This is a genomic window from Paenibacillus sp. OAE614 (genome assembly GCF_040546645.1).
Taxonomy (GTDB): domain Bacteria; phylum Bacillota; class Bacilli; order Paenibacillales; family Paenibacillaceae; genus Paenibacillus_AQ; species Paenibacillus_AQ favisporus.
The window spans coordinates 7,136,214-7,155,834 of the sequence record NZ_JBEPOD010000001.1; the positions used below are offsets into that span (position 1 = coordinate 7,136,214).

The 19,621-nt window shown below is 55.3% G+C and carries 15 protein-coding genes; 9 read left to right on the plus strand and 6 right to left on the minus strand.

Going from position 1 to position 19,621, the window contains the following annotated elements:
- Nucleotides 1-96 precede the first annotated feature (96 nt).
- From ABIE48_RS32710 to ABIE48_RS32720, 3 genes are read right to left on the minus strand one after another with little or no spacing between them, the layout of a single operon-like run.
- Entirely contained in the window at nt 97-1,221 is a 1,125-nt protein-coding gene (locus tag ABIE48_RS32710) for a Ger(x)C family spore germination protein (protein ID WP_145027826.1), read from the minus strand.
- A complete protein-coding gene (locus ABIE48_RS32715) occupies nt 1,211-2,308 on the minus strand; it encodes a GerAB/ArcD/ProY family transporter (RefSeq protein WP_145027828.1) in 1,098 nt (365 codons plus the stop codon). The genes ABIE48_RS32710 and ABIE48_RS32715 overlap by 11 nt, the downstream gene beginning before the upstream one ends.
- 15 nt (nt 2,309-2,323) lie before the next feature.
- Complete coding sequence (locus ABIE48_RS32720; protein ID WP_145027829.1) at nt 2,324-3,808, minus strand: spore germination protein; 1,485 nt, start codon at nt 3,806-3,808, stop codon at nt 2,324-2,326.
- Nucleotides 3,809-3,950: 142 nt separating this feature from the next.
- On the opposite strand from ABIE48_RS32720, the gene ABIE48_RS32725 reads away from it, so the two are divergent.
- From ABIE48_RS32725 to ABIE48_RS32740, 4 genes are all read left to right on the plus strand, one after another.
- Nucleotides 3,951-4,121 carry a hypothetical protein gene (locus tag ABIE48_RS32725; protein ID WP_163882017.1) on the plus strand — a complete coding sequence of 57 codons (171 nt, stop codon included), beginning with the start codon at nt 3,951-3,953 and terminating at the stop codon, nt 4,119-4,121.
- A 122-nt stretch (nt 4,122-4,243) separates the two neighbouring features.
- The gene (locus tag ABIE48_RS32730; protein ID WP_192716797.1) at nt 4,244-5,143 is read left to right on the plus strand and encodes an ROK family protein; all 900 of its coding nucleotides are present in this window, start codon (nt 4,244-4,246) and stop codon (nt 5,141-5,143) included.
- Between the two features lie 210 nt (nt 5,144-5,353).
- A complete protein-coding gene (locus ABIE48_RS32735; protein ID WP_145027833.1) occupies nt 5,354-5,851 on the plus strand; it encodes a MarR family winged helix-turn-helix transcriptional regulator in 498 nt (165 codons plus the stop codon).
- Nucleotides 5,852-5,946: 95 nt separating this feature from the next.
- The gene (locus tag ABIE48_RS32740; protein WP_354520762.1) at nt 5,947-7,920 is read left to right on the plus strand and encodes an FUSC family protein; all 1,974 of its coding nucleotides are present in this window, start codon (nt 5,947-5,949) and stop codon (nt 7,918-7,920) included.
- 208 nt (nt 7,921-8,128) lie between these two features.
- On the opposite strand, the gene ABIE48_RS32745 is transcribed toward ABIE48_RS32740, so the two are convergent.
- A complete protein-coding gene (locus ABIE48_RS32745; protein ID WP_145027837.1) occupies nt 8,129-9,010 on the minus strand; it encodes a LysR family transcriptional regulator in 882 nt (293 codons plus the stop codon).
- 394 nt (nt 9,011-9,404) lie between these two features.
- On the opposite strand from ABIE48_RS32745, the gene thrC reads away from it, so the two are divergent.
- From thrC to ABIE48_RS32770, 5 genes are all read left to right on the plus strand, one after another.
- Nucleotides 9,405-10,637 (plus strand): threonine synthase, encoded by a 1,233-nt coding sequence (gene thrC / locus ABIE48_RS32750; RefSeq protein ID WP_192716795.1) that lies wholly within the window; start codon nt 9,405-9,407, stop codon nt 10,635-10,637.
- A 221-nt stretch (nt 10,638-10,858) separates the two neighbouring features.
- Nucleotides 10,859-12,370, plus strand: a complete 1,512-nt coding sequence (locus ABIE48_RS32755; protein ID WP_354520444.1) for an FAD-dependent oxidoreductase — start codon at nt 10,859-10,861, stop codon at nt 12,368-12,370.
- Nucleotides 12,371-12,821: 451 nt separating this feature from the next.
- Nucleotides 12,822-13,811 carry a biotin synthase BioB gene (gene bioB / locus ABIE48_RS32760; protein WP_354520446.1) on the plus strand — a complete coding sequence of 330 codons (990 nt, stop codon included), beginning with the start codon at nt 12,822-12,824 and terminating at the stop codon, nt 13,809-13,811.
- 262 nt (nt 13,812-14,073) lie between these two features.
- Entirely contained in the window at nt 14,074-14,691 is a 618-nt protein-coding gene (locus ABIE48_RS32765; RefSeq protein WP_145027841.1) for a TetR/AcrR family transcriptional regulator, read from the plus strand.
- 77 nt (nt 14,692-14,768) lie between these two features.
- Nucleotides 14,769-17,891 (plus strand): MMPL family transporter, encoded by a 3,123-nt coding sequence (locus ABIE48_RS32770; protein ID WP_192716794.1) that lies wholly within the window; start codon nt 14,769-14,771, stop codon nt 17,889-17,891.
- Nucleotides 17,892-18,045: 154 nt separating this feature from the next.
- On the opposite strand, the gene ABIE48_RS32775 is transcribed toward ABIE48_RS32770, so the two are convergent.
- Together ABIE48_RS32775 and ABIE48_RS32780 are read right to left on the minus strand one after the other, a co-directional pair.
- Nucleotides 18,046-19,170: an NADH:flavin oxidoreductase gene (locus tag ABIE48_RS32775; protein ID WP_192716793.1), complete on the minus strand. Its 1,125-nt coding sequence runs from the start codon at nt 19,168-19,170 to the stop codon at nt 18,046-18,048.
- Between the two features lie 125 nt (nt 19,171-19,295).
- Nucleotides 19,296-19,607: an ArsR/SmtB family transcription factor gene (locus ABIE48_RS32780; protein ID WP_105445588.1), complete on the minus strand. Its 312-nt coding sequence runs from the start codon at nt 19,605-19,607 to the stop codon at nt 19,296-19,298.
- Nucleotides 19,608-19,621 lie beyond the last annotated feature (14 nt).

Sequence of the window (19,621 nt, forward strand, 5' to 3'; positions counted from 1 at the left end):
ATTGTATCTGAGGGTGGGGGTGCCGTCCCGTTCGGGCGGTTTTTTTGGTGTGTTCTCAGGATCCGACACAAGCCACTGCGGAACCAGCAGCCCCTATTAGTGCAGCATTTTGCCGTAATCCCGGATTTTGACGTCGACGTGCACGCTGATATCCGCTTTGGAAAACACTTCTTCCCACTTCAGCTGCTTCCATACGCTGTGGGGAATCGAGTTACGGACATACTGTCCGATACCCATAGGGTCGGATTTTTTCTCCTGCATGTGGTCAATCAGCTTCTGGCACTTCCGGTTAATGGTTTTTTCCAGCTCCGCCTCCAGCTTTCGCTGATCGGTCCGCTTCTTCATGTCGAGCGCTCCGATATACTCCAGCAGCGAGCCCGACAGCCTGATATGGAGGGCGACCTGAATCGGCCTGCCCTCGCGGATGTCCCGGGTCGAGAGCACCTTGATCCTCCGCTTGCTGGACAGGTACTCCAGCGTCGCCTGCTCTTCCGCTTTCCGATCCGTTTGAATGCCGACGTTTAAATCGCCGGCACGGACCCCGTGATGGAGCAGGGCGAAGAACATCCGGTCATCCGCATCGATTTTCCCGACATACTGATCGTTTTTGAACAGGGCGATGCCGTCAATGGACAGAGAATCTTTCTCTTCCTTTAAGATCGTGGCGACCGGGTCAATGCCGTCGTCATAGTAGTCTCTGGTGAATGTATACAAGGAGGTGTCGGGAATTTCACCGGCTTTGGCCTCGGTCCGGATCAGCGTGTCGATATATTCCCCTGCAGTGGGGCCCTGGGGATAATCGTTGCGGATCAGGATGTGATGCGGGTCGGATTCCGCCACGATAATATGCAGGCGCGAGCCGATGGACGGGTCCCGGGTCAGCGTGTCCATGTTGCTCCAAACGCCTCTTCTCGCGAGCCTCTCGCCGAAAACGACCTGCCGCAGCTGCCCGTTGACCAAGCGGCGGTTGTTCTGCCGGTCAAAGATCATCTTGGCTTTTTTTCCTGACTCGGCCAAGCTGGAGTAGACAATCGCGTCCTCGTGGTTGGATTTCGGAATGCTGGCGGTTACCCTTAATTTCGTGTTCTCACCTTCACCGGATAAGTCGTAGGCGATCGTGCGGACGAAACCCGCCCGTTCGATAATATGCTGGTCGGTACATCCCGTAAGCAGCATGGTAATGGCAGTCAGCATCATCAGCAGGCGCTTGTTAATGTTCATGACTGTTCATCCTTTCCCGAAGCTTTTGAAAGAGGAGCACCAGGATTAACAGCATAGGCAGGATGAAGGCAATCCCGATCTCCGTAAAAAGCACGCGCCGGAGCTGATATTCCGACTGGGACAAATACTTGGAATACAACCCGACGATAAATACCCCGAGCACGATCAAAAACTCGAGGCGCTTGGGGCGGGTCTTGGGAAAGATCCGCTTGACCATAGACAGGGACGCAAACGAAAACATCGTGGTCGATATCAGATTGCCGAATACGAAAATGACAAACACCAGGTTTTCCACCCGGTTAATAAACGGCATCTCAATAAAATCCAGCATATCGATGATCGGGTACAGCAGGGATTGAAGCTGCTGAAAGCTGAAGAAGCCAAACGCCGTCAGCAGGACGATCACCTGAGCCAGTGCAGTCAGCAGATGACCGTACAGAACCCCCTTGAACAATTTGCTCTTTTTGTTGACATAAGGGAATAGAAAGATGCACAGCTCATAGCCAATAAAGGAGGTATACACCTCGGCCCAATTGTGAAGAACCTGCCCCCCGGCAGGATCCTCAAAAAAATAAGACGTGAGGCGGACCAGCTTCCACTCGCGCGCCTGGTAGGACGTCAGCAATAAGGTCCACCAAGTCATAAATGCAAACACCGTGGCTGCTTTGCCGATGCTGTAAACAGGCTTGATGAGCAGGAAATACACCATAATACAGAACAGCAAAAAGATAAACATTACATTGGATGTCTGGAACGAAATCATCTGGAAGATCAGAAAGAAGTTTTTTCCGACAAAGGAAGCGATCATGATATAAAAGACGGCCAATCCTGCATATACCGGGTAGAGAATCCATTTGGACAGGGATTTCTCTAGAATGTCGAACATGGACCGTCCCTTCCCCATGCGATAGACGACCAAATACAGCAAAATATTGCCGGTGGATACCAAGGCAAGAAAGATGTATCCCACCCAGCCGTTGGTTCCCATGTTCTCCGCTACCAGCCGCGGCAGGGCGAACAGGACGATGTTGTTCTCGATCATATAGATCAAGGTCGCAATATGAAAAGCGCTTAATTTCTCGTTCACAGTCCATCACCGCCGCTATTTCCGCATTTTGTTGATTTTCTTGTTGGGTGTTCTCACTATCGTCGGCCGACTGCGCAAAGCCCAAAACGGCCCCCGGATATAAGTGTCCAGCATGTCCTTAAAGTTGATTGGGGCCAGGGGTGTGAGATAAGAGGTCCCCATGTTCGTGACTCCCGCCAAATGGATCACGACCATGCCGATGGCCATTAGCAGACCAAGATTCCCCAGAATACCGGCCATGATGATCAGCCCGAACCGGATGAGACGGATCGATGCACTCATGATGTAACTCGGGATGACGAAGGAAGCGATCGCTGATGTCGCCACGGCAATGATCAGGATATTGCTCGTAAATCCTGCCTGAACCGCGGCCTGCCCGATGACGATACCGCCGACGATGCCGATGGTCTGTCCGACCTTCGTCGGCAGCCGGGCGCCGGCTTCCCGCAGCAGCTCGATCGTCGTTTCCATGAGCAGTGCTTCGAGCAGTGGAGGAAACGGGACTTTGGCCCGGGATTCTGTCAAATTGAGCAGCATCGTGTGCGGAATCATTTCGTAATGGTAGGTCGTGACCGATACATAGAATGCGGTAAAGGAAATCGTAATCAGGAATCCGATAAACCGTAAAACACGCAGTGCCGTGCCGATCAGCCACCGCTGATAATAGTCGTCCGGCGATGAGAAGAAATCGAAGAAGGCGGTCGGGCAGGTAAAGCCCGATGGACTGCCATCCACAAATCCGGCGACCCGCCCGGCGACCAGCTTGGACACGATTGCATCCGGACGCTCGGTCGTCATAAATTGCGGAAAGATGGAGTTGGGATTCTCATCGATGAACTGTATCAGCATATTGGAATCGGTAACGGCGTTATATTCAATCCTTTGGATCCGCCTGATCAGCTCGTCGACAATTTCCTGATTGGCGAGCCCTTCTATATAAGCGATGACAACGACGTTTTTGGCGACCTCCCCGACCTCCAGCTTAATGAACTTTAAATGGGAGCTCTTCAGCCTTTGGCGCAGGACACCGAGGTTCTGTCCAATATTCTCCACGAAGCCGTCATGGGGACCGGAGATGACCGTTTCGGTCTCGGATTGTTCGATGCTGCGGCCGGCCGGTTTGGCGATATCGACCAAATAAGTGCTGCCTCGGAAGAAAACAGCTGCCTTGCCGTTTAGAATGCCGTTGATGCACTCCTTGCTGTCCACGACGACGACATACTGGGAACGGCTAAGGACCGTTTTGACTTCTTCTTCATCCGTATCGGTAAAGGGCCGGATGATCTCTTGAAGCAGCTCGTCGTTTCCGATGAGGTAAGCCAGGTATATGACATCCACATGGGACTGCGGATAGGTTCGGTGGACAAAATCCATCGAATTCTCGAACTGCCGGATCGTGTGTTCAAGCGAAGGATGCTCGTTTTTTTCCGGCTCTTTGACTGTTGTTTTCTCTTGTTCTCCAGCTACAAAAAAATGCTTAATTTTTGCAAATATGTCCATAAATCACACCTCGTGGGTATTCTATCCAATTGTGATACAGTTATACGCGACCAGGTGCAGGCGGCAGAGGCTGCTGTTTGATCACAGAACAGAGGGGTAGTGTATGAAGTAGGGGATAAACTTCAAAGGAGGCGGGCCGGGGATGAAAGATTACCGGGAACTATATATTCGGGGGATATTGGATATCGCGGAGGAGCATGGGCTGGATTATACGAGGGAGAAGCTGGAACCCATGACTGAAGACGAGCTGATTGCGCTCCGGGACCGGCTGCGAATGAAATACGAGAATATCCATTTCAAGCGGTACTGTTGATGGGGTGCAGGTGCGATTGTGGCTGTGAAATATTTCTCCTTTAATGAAACTATTTATGGAGAAAATATCTGGTCATTGCTATAATGGAGGCATCTGAGCAGGACCGAAGGGATGTGCGATACATGAAAGCAATTGGCCTGGATATTGGGGGAACTTCCATCAAGGGCATGGTACTCGATAGGAACGGACAGGTGCTCGACCTCGGTAAAATCGCGACCGATGCGAAACAGGGGAAAGACCGGATTATGGCCAACATGCATTCGCTTCTGCGTGAGCTGCTGGAAAGAAACGGGGATGTGACCGGCATCGGTATCGGCACCGCCGGCCGGGTCGACGTCCATACCGGAAGGATTGTGTATGCGACCGACAATTTGCCGGGCTGGCAGGGAACGGAGCTGAAGGCGATCTTGGAGCAGGCATACGGCCGGCCGGTCTTTGTCGATAACGACGCCAACACAGCCCTCGTCGGAGAGGCTTGGCTGGGCGCTGGCAAGGGGATTCCCGACATCACCATGCTTACCCTGGGCACTGGCGTAGGCGGGGCAAATATGGTGGGCACTGAACTGTTCAGGGGGGCTGGCTGGAACGGCGGAGAATGGGGACATACCATTCTCATACCCGGGGGCCGGCCATGCAACTGCGGCCAGCGGGGCTGCGTGGAGCAATATCTGTCTGGGACGGCGCTGGTTTCCCTTGCGGCTGAGGCTGCAGGCGTATCCTATCCGTCAGGGGTTGAGGTGCTGGAGGACTTTAAGCGAGGGCTTCCGGCTGTTGTGAAGGTTGTCAACGAATACGTCCGAAATTTAGGTGTGCTTCTGCACAATATCCATATCGGCCTAAACCCCGGTGTGATCGTCATTGGCGGAGGCTTGACCGATTCACGGGAAATCTGGTGGCCGCCGCTTGATGAATGTCTCTCCAACTTAAGTCCGGGGATCGATGTCCGCCCGGCGCAGCTCGGCAACCAGGCAGGAGCGATCGGGGCGGCCAGGCTGATTTTGAACCAACTGGAAAGAGAATAGAAATACATAGCATGGCAGTCATTCGGGTAGAATGGCTGCTTTTTGGCGTATGGCGTTCATTTTTTTGAAAACCGGATGTATCCCCTTACACCTGTACTGCGCATGATGTAGGGGAAGGGAAGCGATTGAATAAATAGTTTGTATATTAATTATATGTTTGCAAATATTATTTACAAAAAACATTTTTGGCTGTAAAGTGAAAAGAAGAACATGCACAAGAGAAGGGACGATCCGGCCGTGAACAAGGGAGACTACGAGGATCTGTACGGACAATTTGTTTCCAGAACCAGCCGCGCGCTGAACCGGTACATGGCGTTACATTTAAAGGATGACGATATTACCCCGGAACAATGGACGGTCATTAAGCGGCTCAGTGAGCAGGACGGCATTACGCAGAAGGATCTCGCATGGATTGCCGATAAAGACCAGGCCAACCTGACGAAGATTCTCGACATCCTGGAACGTAAGCATCTCGTGCGCCGCAGCCGAAATGAAGAGGACCGGCGGTCGTTCTTGATCTATATCACGGAAGAGGGTCGGCAGCTGCATGGGGAGCTGGTCGGGCGGATCAACCGGCTGTACCGGGAAGAGGTGCTCGCCGGCATTCCGGAGGCGGAGCTGGCCCTGTTCAGTGAAATGCTGAAGCGGATCAACCGGAATATCGGAGCGAGCGGCCCGTTCGTTGATGAATATGAGGCTGAGCAGTGATGAAAAGGTATAGATGAAAAGGTAGAACGTACCGCATTGAATGGGTGCGAATAAATATGGAATCTAAGAGAAAGAGATGATGCGAATTGAATACGATGCATACTTATCCGGGGGTACGGGCGGTTCACAAGGGCCCGACTCCCGGAACCGTCCGGGACGCGTTCCGCATCCGGCGGATGCCGCTGCAGTGGTTCCGGGGGATCGGCTCGGCCGTTGCAGCAGGGGTTCCTACGCTGGTCGGCGCGCTGACCGGGCATCTCGATTACGGGCTGTGCGCCTCGATCGGGGGCTTTGCTTTCCTGTACGTGGGCAGCGAAACGTACCGGCAGCGGGCGATCAAGCTGGCCTGTGTGGCCCTGGGCCTGTCGCTTACCTTTGGTCTTGGGTCGCTCTCAGCGGCAACCCCGTGGCTGATGGTGCTGCTGTTTGGCTTGATCGGTGCCCTTGCCGTATTCGGCTTCGGCGCATTTCAAATGGCCGGACCGTCGGCCATGTTCTTCATTCTGACCTTCTCGGTCGGAACGAGTCTGCCGTACGATCTTCACGCCCTGCCGCTGCGAACCCTGCTCGTGCTGACCGGCGGAGCCTTTGCCTGGATGGTGGGAATGAGCGGTTGGCTGCTTCGTCCTCATGGGCCGGAGACCAAGGCGGTCGCCGGGGCTTACCGGAGCCTGGCCGCCTTTGCGGATGCGATCGGAACCGATTTGTACCCGGAGAAAAGATACCAGGCGGCCGTTCAGCTTCGAGCAGCCGACGCTGCCGTGTCCGGCGGGGAGCTGCGCTGGCGCCGGAATTACGGGCCGATGCTGCGCCTGATGGCATTGACCCGGAAGGCCAATGAGATGTTTATGGCCGCCGTCGAAATTTCGCTGGACCGCCAGGCGGCGAAGGTGCTGGAAGGGACGGCGGCGTCCCTTCTCTCGATTGCGGATCGCTTGCAGCATCCGCAGCAGGAGATGCAACAGCCCAAGGCGGCCGCGGACATCCCGAACGGGCATGTCCGGCGCTTGTCCCGGCTGCTGAACGAGGCGGCCGCCATCTGCCTGGGGGAAGATGCAGGCCGCGGGACGGCGGAGGAAGTGACCCTTCCTCCCTCTTTTTCCCTGCGCCGTCTCTTGTCCGGCGCTCTGAATCCGCACTCGGCGCTGCTCCATACCTCGCTTCGGTACGGCATCGTGATTGCCGTCGCTGCTGCGGTCGCCTACTCGCTGGATTTGAACCGGTCCTACTGGGTGCCGCTTTCTTGCACGGCGGTGATGCTCGGTACGACGGTGCTCGGCACGGCTCACCGGGCCATCCAGCGGACGGCGGGCACCGTCGTCGGGCTGTTTCTCGGCGCCTTTATCCTGTCGCTGCGGCCCGAGGGCATTTATATCGCGCTGAGCATGGCTGTTCTTCAATTTATTATCGAACTGATTTACTTGCGCAATTACGCCCTGGCCGTCATCTTCATCACGCCGAGCTCGCTGCTGATCGCAGAGAGCAGCCATCCGGATATGGCGGTAAGCTTCTTCATCTCGGCCCGGTTGACCGATATTCTGATCGGGAGCGCCATCGGCATCATCGGCATGCTCCTCCTCTGGAGACGCGCTTCTTCCAGCAAGCTGCCGCGGGCGCTTGCAGGCGTCATCCGGATGGAAGGGAAATTGCTGGAGAGCATCCTGTCCTCCTCCCCCTCTAGCAGGGTTACCACATGGACGAACGAGCTGGAAACTGCGCTTATCCGGCTGCGCCTGCTGTATGACGGTGCGCTGGCCGAGTCAGTGGGCCGGCGGAATCAGGCCAGCTCCTGGTGGCCTGCGCTGGATGCGGTGCAGCACATCGGTTACGCGCTGATCACGGCAGCCGGGAACGCCCAGAGCCATGCCGCACCGGATGAAGCGTCATCGGACTACGGCCAGTTCTTTGAACAGATGGCTCAGGCTGCCGAGCGGCAGCTCACGCCTAAGCCGGCGAACATCCCGGCGCTCAGCTCCATCCCCGTGCTGCAGCATGAACTGGCCGGGCTTCATGAAGCGCTGCAGATCCGGGACCGCACGGCGCAGTCCCCTGCCATCAAATCATCATAATCTACCCTCTTCGGCAAGCCGTAATAGGACTTTATGTCCCGCGGTTTGCCTCTTCTTTTCTTATCTTATCTATCTTGTCTATCTCATCTCATCTCATCTTTTCTCTTCTAACTTTAACTTTAACCTCTCAGCCTTTACCGCCACCACCAGCCGTACTTCGACAAAGCCTCCTATAGTTGTACTGAAAAAGACTACGCTTTTCGACAAGTTATGACTTGGCCAAAATCATATCGATGAACCGCTGTGCAGGGGGAGAGGACTCCTCCTTCCGGGTGTAGATGGAGACCGGATTCGTCATATGCACGCCGACGACTTCCACCCGGGAAATGACGCCTGCCGCGATATGTTCGCGGGTCTCCAGCAGCGACAGAAAGGCCGCGCCGTAACCCTCCATCACGACCCGCAGCGTTTCGTTCAGACCGTTCATCTGCAGCCCGACCGGCGGGGCGGGCAGATGGCGGGCGGAGCATAGTGCGATCAGCTGCTCCCTGCCGAAACTGCCCTCCTCGCGGTAGATGAACGGCTCCTGCAGCATCTCTTCCAGGGTCACCCGGGCGCCGGCCAGAGGATGCCCCTTATGAACGATAAAGCACATTTCGTCCTCATACCAAGGGGCGCGCAGCAGAAGCGGATGGTCCAGCCGGATGCCGCCGATAAAGGCGATCTCCGCGCGGTAATGCAGCAGCAGATCGGCGGCCTGGCTGGAATTGGCGGTGCTGAGCTCGACGCCGACGCCGGGATAAGCGCGTTTGTAGCGGGCAATCCATTTGGGGAGCAGGAAGTTGGCCGGAAGATAGGTGGCCGCCAGGTGAAGCTTGCCGGCGCTGCCCGCTTTCAACTGCTCCAGGGTCTCCTCGATATGGCCTTCCAGCTCGAACAGCCGCCGGGCTTCGGCAGCCAGATGCCTGCCGGCCTCCGTCAGCATGACGCCCCGCCCCTGAGGGATCAGCAGGCGGAGGCCGATTTCGCGTTCCAGCTTTTTGATTTGGGCCGTCACGGCGGGCTGGCTGAGATGCAGAACCTCGGCTGCGAGAGTTACGCTTCCGAGGGAAGCGGCTTGGTAGAAGAGGCGAAGCGCATGCAGGTTCATGGAAATTCTCCTTTACGAGGTTGTTCAAAAACTCCGCTTTTGATCACGAAGTAAATCGGGAAGCTGATTCGGCATCGAATCTTGAATTCAGCCGGGCCTTCCGGTGCTCACGTACCCACTACGTACGCTCTGCTCCTCAGTCCCTTGCTTCATCCAATTCAAGTGTTTTGAAAAAACACACATCGGAAGCATAAACCTCGGTGCTGAAAACCGGCCTTTTTGAACTCGCACTTTACATAGGGATAGGGATTCAGATCAATTCATAATTGAAATTTATGTTTTATGAAAAACAATATATTAGATTTATACCGTAACAGAGCATATTCTAAGCTTAAATTACAGGCGGGTGCAACCATTTGAGGAAGCACAACGTCAAAATAGGAGGAATTTGTCAATGAGGCTGAAATGCGTGGATTGCGGCAGCCGTTGTCCCCTGGAGCCGTTTCAGGTTCGATGCGGGTGCGGCGGGCTGCTGGAAGTGGAGCAGGATCTGGCGATGGTCGATGCCGAGCTTCTGAAGCGGCGGTTTCAGGAGCGCCTGTCCGAACGGATGGGGGTCTATGCCAGCGGCGTATGGCGGTACAAAGAATTAATTTATCCGGAACTTCCGGAAGAATATATTGTTACTAAATATGAAGGCAATACCGGAATGTACGCTCCGGAGCCGATTCGCGAAACGCTGGGAATCCGCGGGCTGTACTTCAAAGCGCAGAGCGAGAATCCGAGCGGCTCATTCAAAGATAACGGGATGACCGTGGCCGTGTCGCATGGTCGTTCTCTCGGGTACTCCGCATTTGCGTGCACCTCGACGGGCAATACCTCCTCTTCGCTCGCCATGTATGCAGCCATGGGAAGGAGCCGGGCGTATGTATTCGTCCCCAATCGGAAGGTATCCGCGAACAAGGTGCTGCAGACTCAGGCTTACGGCGCCCGGGTCCTCAGCTTTGACGGCACGTATGATGACGGAATCCGCTTCTTGGAGAAGCGGGGCGATGAGTTGGGGTTGTACGTCTGCAACTCGGTGAACCCGCTGCGGATCGAGGGTCAGAAGAGCATCATTTATGAAATCGCCCAGACGCTCGGCTGGAGTCTGCCGGATTGGATCATCATTCCCGGTGGCGCGCTCAGCAACGTATCTGCACTTGGCAAAGGGCTGGCCGATTTGAAAAGCCTCGGGTTCATCCCGTCGGTGCCGCGGATCGCGCTGATCCAGGCGGAAGGGGCAAGTCCCTTCCACCGCATGATGGCTTCGGGAAGCCCGGTGCTGACGCCGGAACCCCGGCCGGATACGCTGGCCTCGGCACTCAACATCGGCAACCCGCCGAGCTGGAAAAAAGCGCGCAGCGTGCTGGAGATGAGCAGCGGCGTAACCTGCTCCGTCACTGATGCGGAAATTCTCGCCGCCAAGGCGCAGATCGACCGGAGCGGAATCGGATGCGAGCCGGCATCGGCGGCGACACTCGCCGGATTGCAGAAGCTGATCGCAGAGAAGACGATTACCAAGGATGAGACGGCGGTCTGCATTTTGACGGGAAACCTTCTGAAGGATACCGACGTGCTGAAGGGAAGCTTTCAGGACATTCCGGTTGACTTGTCGGGTTCGGACTGGGAGGCGCTGCTCCGGTAAACTTAAGCCGCGTCTCCTAAAGCCGGCGGAGGGTGACTGAGGAAATGACCGCAAACATACGGGGAGCGTTTTTGGGGCATCTTTTATGGAAAGGTTCGCCTGCTCTGACGTTGCCTTCTAATATCCGTCACGGGTTCATGATAACCAAGACGCTGTGGCACCCGCATGATTAGACGTTTTCCAGACACGATTACAAAGGGATAAGGGGCGCATGCTTTTTCATGATCAATAAGAGGAAATTCGTATATTTCGTCCTTGTTCCACTCCTGCTTATAGGGCTGGTTATTTCATTGACGCCGGCTTCCCTGTTCCATGAGGCCGCGACGGCTCAGGTGGATGCTCCCGTAAGGACGGGGGGCACAGCGGGAACGCAGGGCAAGCAAGCGCAGGGCATGCACACACAGAGCAAGTATTACGACGTCGTCGTCATCGGCAGTGAAATACAAGGGGTGCTGCTGGCCCGGGAAGCGCAAAAGCAGGGGCTGAGCGTTCTGATTCTCGATCCGCGGAGCAAGCCGGGCGGCGAGCTGATTCAGGGGCAGATGATGTTTCTGGACGAGCCGCATGACGCCAAGAAGCGGAGCCTGGTCCAGGGCGAGATCAAAACCTTGTTTGACGGCTACAACAGCGGGAAGATCCGGAAGGCGGCCGATTTTAACCGGTACTATAACCGGCTGATCAAGGGAATTCCGGTCCAAAGCGGAATCACGGTCAAGTCCGTCACGGCTGAGGCTTCCGGCGGCAGTAAAAAGCTGCTGAAATCCTTGACGTACCGGGATCCTCAAGGCAGCGTCGTTACGGTAGAGGCGGGCTATTGGGTGGAAAATACGGACTTTAATGCCCTGACCGGCAAGCTGAAGGCGAAGCGGATTCCCGGGATGGAGCGCATTTCAAAGGTCGGCTATCCCGACTACATGGCGGCCACGATGATGCTGAAGTTCAAGCATGTGAACTGGAGCAAGCTCCATCAGGCCGTGCTGGACGACTACCCGTTGACCAACGTCCGGGATAAGTACGGCGGAAATACGTATGTCGATTGGGATTTTGCCACTGGGTTCAGCAACATAACGCTCAAATACAAGCCGCACGATCCGCAGCTGCTGCTGAGAGGAATGAACACCTCTTACCAGAAGGGCGGCGAAGCTATTATGAACTCCCTTCTGATCTTCGACGTCAATCCTTCCGATCCGAAGTCGGTGCAGTCCGCCCTGGATAAAGCAAAGGCAGAGGCTCCGTTCATCCTGCAATTTTTGAGAAAGAACATCCCGGGATTCGACCGGGCCGAGCTGAACGGCTTTCCGGATTATTTGTATATCCGCGACTATAACCGGTTCGAAACGGATTATATTTTGACCTTCTCGGACGTCATGAACAGCCGGATGTTCTGGGATAACGTCAGCATTGGCGGCTATGCGCTGGATCTGCAGGGAACCCGGACGGTGCCGAAGGGCATCCATCTCGGGCAGCCGGACCGCTATGGCATTCCGCTGCGCTCATTTGAGCTGAAGGGCTATGACAACGTCCTGGTGACCGGCAAAAATATCGGTGCGTCCATCGAAGCCTACGGTAGTGCGCGTATCATGCCGAACACTGCCCTGGCGGCGCAGACAATCGGCATAATTTTGGGCAGGGAGCTGAAGCAGGGCAAGCACCTGCACGACCTGAACCAGGAAGACTTCAAACGGATTCATCAGTACTTGAAAAAGGAATACCATATTAAAGTAGACGGATAAGGAACGCGTTAGGATATTCGGGCGCTGCCCCTCGTCCCGGGCGTTCTAGTACCATTCAAACCGTTACCAGCTGCTGTAATATGGATCTGGATCATCAGTGTGTCAGAAAAGGCAGGGAGCTTGGGGCTCTCTGCCTTTTTGCGTCGTTCGTGAAAGGCATTCCTTCGGGAACCGCATCCCTTCGGGAACCGGTGCCGCTTGGAGAACAACAGCGTCTAGCGGCTGCCTTTGGTAGGTGCGGTAGAGTCGCCTGCAGGGGAGATGCAAAATCAGAGACAGTGGATTGCCTTTTTCGCGCATTTACAGCGGATGATGGATCTGCTAGAATAGCGGTAAATTAATTGTCAACCAACATAACACTATTTTGGTTGACAATTAACGAGTAGCAAATAGACCGATGTAACGACTTAACGAATAACGAAAATATAACAGCTCGAAGGGATGATAACCTATGCAGAAGGACATGGTTCTGGGAAGCCCGGTACGGCAGGACTGGCAGGCATTGGCCGACAAGGCACTGAATGGGCAGCGGCTTACCATGGAAGAAGGTCTGGCGGTTTTAAACGCACCGAACGATGAGATTTTGGGACTGATGCAGGCTGCTTTTACGGTAAGAAAGCATTACTACGGCCTGAAGGTAAAGCTCAACATGATCTTAAACGCCAAGAGCGGGCTGTGTCCCGAGGACTGCGGCTACTGCTCACAATCCATCGTATCTACGGCGCCGATCGAGAAGTACAGCCTGTTGGATAAAGAGACGGTGCTTGCCGGAGCCCGGGAGGCTCTTGCGCGTAAAGCGGGTACATACTGCATTGTGGCCTCCGGCCGTGGCCCGACGCCGAGGGAACTGGATCAAGTGGTGGAGGCGGTTCAGGAAATCCGGGAGACGATGCCGCTTAAAATTTGTGCCTGCCTTGGGCTGCTAAAGGACGGACAGGCCGAGAAACTGGCTGATGCAGGGGTGCATCGGTATAACCACAACCTCAACACGAGCCAAGCGAATTATAGCCGCATTACCACAACGCACACCTATGACGACCGGGTGGACACAGTGCTGAAGGCCAAAGCCTCCGGCTTGTCCCCCTGCTCCGGGGTCATTATCGGCATGGGCGAAAGTGACGAGGATATCGTCGGCATGGCCTACGCCTTGCGGGAACTGGACGCCGATTCGATCCCGGGGACGCCTTTGGAGCAGGCCGGATGTACGCCCGCACTGAAGGCGCTGAAGGTGCTGGCTTTGTTCCGCCTCGTGTGCCCTTCCAAGGAAATTCGCGTGGCCGGCGGCCGCGAGCTGAACCTCCGTTCCCTGCAGCCGCTCGCACTCTACGCAGCCAACTCGGTGTTCGTGGGCGACTACTTGACGACCGAAGGGCAGGACGTGCTTGCGGACCATGCGATGATCGAGGATCTCGGCTTTGAGATCGAGGAGCGGGCGGTATAGAGCTGAGGATACGGGGCCGCAGAGGAGGGCTACGGGCAGGTGCTGCTATTTATCTGTTCTAGGTGGTATTTCGCTGAGGCAGAAATGCCGCACAGCTGAGGGCATTTTGATACTTACGTCGACCGACCGCAACCGCCTAAAATGAACGTATGTTTCGACAATTTCCCGCATAGGATGAAAAGCCGGAAAAACGACATTTGCCAGCAGGCGATGGAGCCGCTATAATAAACTCATTAATCTATCAGTAAACGGGTGTTTATTTATGCAAATTCTCAAAGATGACGTCCGCCAAAGTATTTTGAACGCCGCACTGGCCGAATTCAAGCAGCACGACTACGCCGATGCCTCCATGCGCCGCATTTCCGCCTCCGCCGGCATGACCACCGGGAATATCTATCGTTATTTTAAAAATAAAGAGGAGCTGTTCGAAGCGCTGGTCGGGCCGGTCTATGAGCGATGCATCGCCAACATCCTGGTCATTAAGGAGGAAGTGGACCAGAACTTCGCCAAAGGGACAGAGGCGAGCGACTGCCTGCAGATGGTCGAGAGCATTATTCTCGATCTGTTCGAGGAATCCAGCGCTGAGCTGATGATTTTGCTCAACCGCAGCACCGGTTCCAAATACGCCGGCGTGAAGGCAAGCATTTGCGCTTTGGTCGTATCGATTCTGGAGAGCATGATCCGCTTCGGTAAGGATGAGACCGGCGGGCTGACGCTGGAAGAGAAACAGACGGCCCAGATGCTGGGCGGAACCGTGGTGGAAGGCGTATGTCTGATTCTGCGTGATCATGAAGACGGGGAAACGGTCAAACGGCTGGTGAACCAGCTGGTGTATCTGTACTACTTTGGCACCGATCATTGGAATAAGAAAAAGGGATGAATCCAAGGGATTCCCTTTTTTTCGCTCAAAAATGAACGCTTGTTTACTAAGGAAGTTGAAGGAGGAATATCAACAACATGCGGCAAATCATCAAGTGGCGCTGGGCGATTCTGGTGTTATGGCTGGTGGCGACGGTCCTGCTGACCGTGTTCCAGCCCAACGTGAATGCCATTCTCCAGCAGAGAGGTCAGGATCCCCTCGCCGAAGACAGCCCTTCCAAGGTTGCGGGGGCGCTGCTCAATAAAATGACCGGCCAGAGCGGGACCAGCGACATCGTGGTGTTCCACGAAGAAAACAAGCTGACCGATGAGGATATGAAGAGCATCGAGAGCGGCGTGATGAACATGAAGGCGAAGCAGTCCGAGCTTGGCATCACCGAAGTCCTGGACCCGTTCTCGATGCCTGAAGCTAAATCTCAGCTGATTTCGGAGGACGGCACGACCGTGATGGTCAGCTTCAGCCTGGACAAGAATGGGCGGGATATGGAAGAAATCACGGATCAGTTCAATCAGGCGCTGAAGGATGTCAAAGCGACATACTACCTAAGCGGCGAGGATTTTATCCAGAACGACTATATCAAGGCGTCCACGGCAGGGGTGGAGAAAAGCGCGGCGCTGACCGTTATTTTTATTCTCGTCGTGCTCATCGTCATGTTCCGTTCGATCGTGATCCCGTTCGTGTCACTCCTTGCCGTAGGTATATCCTACCTCTGCTCGATGGGGATTGCGGCGCAGATTATCGATAAAATGAATTTCCCGGTCACCAGCGTGACCCAGATGCTGCTGGTACTCATCCTGTTCGGGATCGGGACGGACTATAACATCCTGCTGTTCAACCGTTTTAAAGAGGAGTTGTCGCACGGCAAATCCGTCGATGAAGCCATCGTCGCTTCCTACAGAACGGCGGGCAAAACGATCGTATACAGCATTCTTACCGTCTTTATTGCCTTTGCAGGACTCAGCTTCTCGGACTTCGGCATCTATAAATCGGCCAATGTGGTTGCGATCGGCACGGTGATCTTGGTGCTTGAAATTTTGACGCTGACGCCGTTCCTGATGAAGACGCTCGGACCGAAGCTGTTCTGGCCGTCGAAAAAGGTGGCTGGCCACAAGGAAAGCACCTTCTGGGCGAAGCTGACGGCAGTTTCCGTTAAGCATCCGGTTATCGTGACGGTCATCATCGTCATTCTGATGATTCCGGTGCTGCTGACCAGCGGCCAGAAGCTGTCCTTCGACCAGCTGAAGGAGCTGGGGGACGGCTATCCGTCGACCAAGGGCTTCAGCATCGTCGCTGATCATTTCAGCCGCGGCCAGGCGCTGCCGACGACTGTCGTCATCGAAGACGACAAGACGATGGACAATAACGACACGCTTGGGGTTATTGACAAGCTGACCGAGAAGTTAAAAGGCATCGACGGGGTCAAGTCGGTATCAAGCGTGACTCAGCCGCAGTCGGAGCCTGTGGAGGACTTCTATATCAGCAGCCAGACGGAGACGGTGACGGACGGCATTTCGGCGTCCAAAAAAGGCGTGGACCAGATCAAGGACGGCCTGGACCAGATCGGTGATAAGCTGACGACGCCTGACTTCTCCAGCGCCAATCAGCTGGTGTCGGGGACGGGGCAGGTCAAGCAGGGCTACGACCAAATTACGGACGCGATCTCGCACGTGACCGGCGGCATACAGCAGGGAGCAAGCGGCGCCTCGGAGCTCAGCAAGGGCATCGCGAAGCTCGAAGCCGGTATGAACACCGTCAGCACCAATACGTCCAAAATCAATCAAGGACTCACCGAGCTGTCCAAAGGATATGCGTCGCTCGCAGGCGGTTATGAGCAGGTATCCGGACAGATTCCGCAAATTCAGCAGGGGCTTGCCGGCATGAATACGCTGATCGGCAATCTGGGCGAGAGCCACAGCGAGCTGGCCGAGGATCCAAACTATATCCAGCTGAAGCAGACCGGCGAAGGACTCGTTACCGGTTTGGCGCAGCTGGACGGCGGTCTCAAGGAACTGAATGCGAATTATGCCAAGCTGAACGCATCCTTCGCCCAAGCTTCCGGCGGCTTGGGCCAAATTGCCGCGGCGCAGAAGCAAATGGCTGCCGGCCTGGCAGCGCTGGAGCAAGGAGCCGACCAATTGGCCAATGGATTGCGCCAAGGCAGCAGCGGCAGCCAGGAAATCGCCGCAAACATGAAGAAGCTGAATGCTGCGCTGGGCAGCGTCCAAAGCGGGCAGCAACAGCTGCTGAGCGGACTATCCAGCCTCTCGGGCGGCATGTCCCAGCTGAAGGAAGGCATCGACCAGAGCGGCAACGGACTGGGCGACATCTCTGAAGGTCTCGGCAAGACCAATGACTTCCTGACCCAGCTGAACAGCTCGAAGACCTTCTTTATTCCACGGGAAGCGCTGGAGAACAAGGACTTCCAGCAGGCAGTGGATGCCTTTATGTCCAAGGACCGCAAGATTACGAAGCTGATTGTCATCCTCAACGACGATCCGTATTCCCCGGCGGCCATGGACACGATCGAGAAAATCAACAGCGAGGTTTCCGGCACGCTGAAGGGAACCGTGCTGGGCGACGCCAAGTTCGGAGCTGCGGGACCAAGCTCAACGACGTATGATACGAATGAGGCCCAGATCAAATCCTTCAACAGCACGGCGATTATCGTCATCGTCAGCGTGTTCGTCGTTCTGCTGTTCGTGATCCGTTCCTTCTGGCCGTCGGTCTTTATCGTATTGTCACTTGTCGCTTCCTACTACGTGGCGATGAGTGCCTCGAAGTTCGTAACGACCTATATCATCGGGGCGGAAGGGGTATCGTCCTTCGTGCCGTTCTTCTCCTTCATCGTCATCGTCGCGGTGGGCGTGGATTACAGCATCTTCCTGATGGAGCGCTACAAGGAAAACGGGGAGCTGTCTCCGGGAGAAGCGGTCGTCAAGGCAGCCCGCAGCGTCGGCGGCGTCATTATTTCCGCAATGGTCATTCTCGGCGGAACGTTCGCAACGCTGATGCCTTCGGGGCTCGTGCTCTTGATCGAGCTGGCTGCGGCCGTGATCGTCGGTCTCGTCGTGCTCTGCTTCATCCTGCTGCCGATGTTGGTACCGGCCTTGATCGTGCTGCCGGAAACCCTGTCGCGCGGGCGGTCCCGCAAGCAGCAGATGGCCCATGTCAGCGGGAAGGACTCCACGCTGGACTCCTAATAACTTGTAGAAGTATGAACGCATTGTGCACAGGCATACTAAAATAATATTCTGTACACAGCAAAAAGACCGGAAGAGGCTGCAGCCCTCTTCCGGTCTTTATTTATATCAAGGCTTCATGCGGCGCGTTGTCCCGGGGTGGGGCGGGACCGCATTAAGCCAGTGTTTTCAGCGCTTCAGGCGTGAACGGAGCAAGCTCGTCGAAGCGGCCTTCACGCACTTTGGTGGCCCAAGCCGGGTCTCCAAGCAATGCACGGCCTACGGCAACCAGGTCGAATTCGCCGTTCTCCAGGCGTTCCAGGAGATCGTCGATATCCTTGCTGCCTGCGCCTTTGCCTTCGGCGAACAGGCTCGTGAACGCTTCGTCCAGTCCGACGGATCCGACGGTAATGGCCGGTTTGCCCGTCAGCTTCTTAGCCCAGCCGGCGAAGTTCAGGTCGGAGCCTTCATACTCCGGCTCCCAGAAACGGCGGGTCGAGCAGTGGAACACGTCGACGCCCGCGTCAGACAAGGCGCCAAGCAGCTGCCCAAGGTCTTCCGGAGTTGGGGCGAGCCTTGCGTCGTATTGGTTTGTCTTCCATTGGGAGAGGCGCAGCACGACAGGGAAATCCGGTCCTACGGCACGGCGGACGGCTTCCACGACTTCAATCGCAAAGCGTGCGCGCTTCATCATGTCGCCGCCGTAACGGTCCGTGCGGCGGTTCGTTTGTTCCCACAGGAACTGGTCGATCAAATAACCGTGGGCGCCATGGATTTCCACTCCGTCAAACCCGATCCGTTTGGCATTGGCAGCCGCATCGGCGTAAGCCTGGATCACGTAGGCGATTTCTTCTTCGGTCATCGGTTCGGAAACCTTATTGCCGTTCAGATCAAGGCCCGAAGGACCAATCGGCATCGCTTCCGGATTCGGCTCGGCGCCGACCGGACGGGTCATGCCGATATGCCAGATTTGCGGCATGATCTTGCCTCCGGCTTCATGAACCTGCTTGACCACTTCGGCCCATCCGTTCAGGGCGTCTTCACCGAAAAATCTCGGAATGTTCGGGCTGTCAGTAGACGCCGGGTGATTGATTACCGTACCTTCGGTAATGATGAGGCCGACGTTGTTCTCGGCACGGCGCCGGTAATAGGCTGCTACGTCCGGGCCCGGTACTCCGTTCGGGGAGAATCCGCGGGTCATGGGCGCCATGACGATGCGGGTGGGCAGCGTCAAATTGCCAATGGTAAACGGTTCGAATAAAGCTGCGGTGGAACGGGTATGCTGTGGATTGCTGTTCATGTATCGGTTTCCTCCAATATGTGAGATTTATATCTTTATACATTTACATAAAAATAGATATATATGATGAAAAGAAAGAGCGTTTAAGCCAAAAGGTTCAGATGTGTACCATATGTCATTTTAGCCTAAAGCTCTTTCTTGAGTTGTTCGATAAAACGATTGATACCCTCCTCATTCCGTCTGTAGTAGGTCCACTGGCCGGCCCGGTGGGATTCCAGCAAACCAGCCTTTTGCAATTTCACCAGGTAGCCTGAAACAACCGACTGTGCAAGCCCTGTCTTCTGCGAAATGCTGCCGACGCAAATGCCGCCTTTGAAATTACAGGATGCCGGCATATGCTCCTGAGGATCAAAGTGCTCCTCCGGATGCTTCAGCCATTCGAGAATTTTAAACCGGGTCTCGTTTGATAGTGCTTTAATGGTTAATAAGGTATCCATGGATCTTATTATAT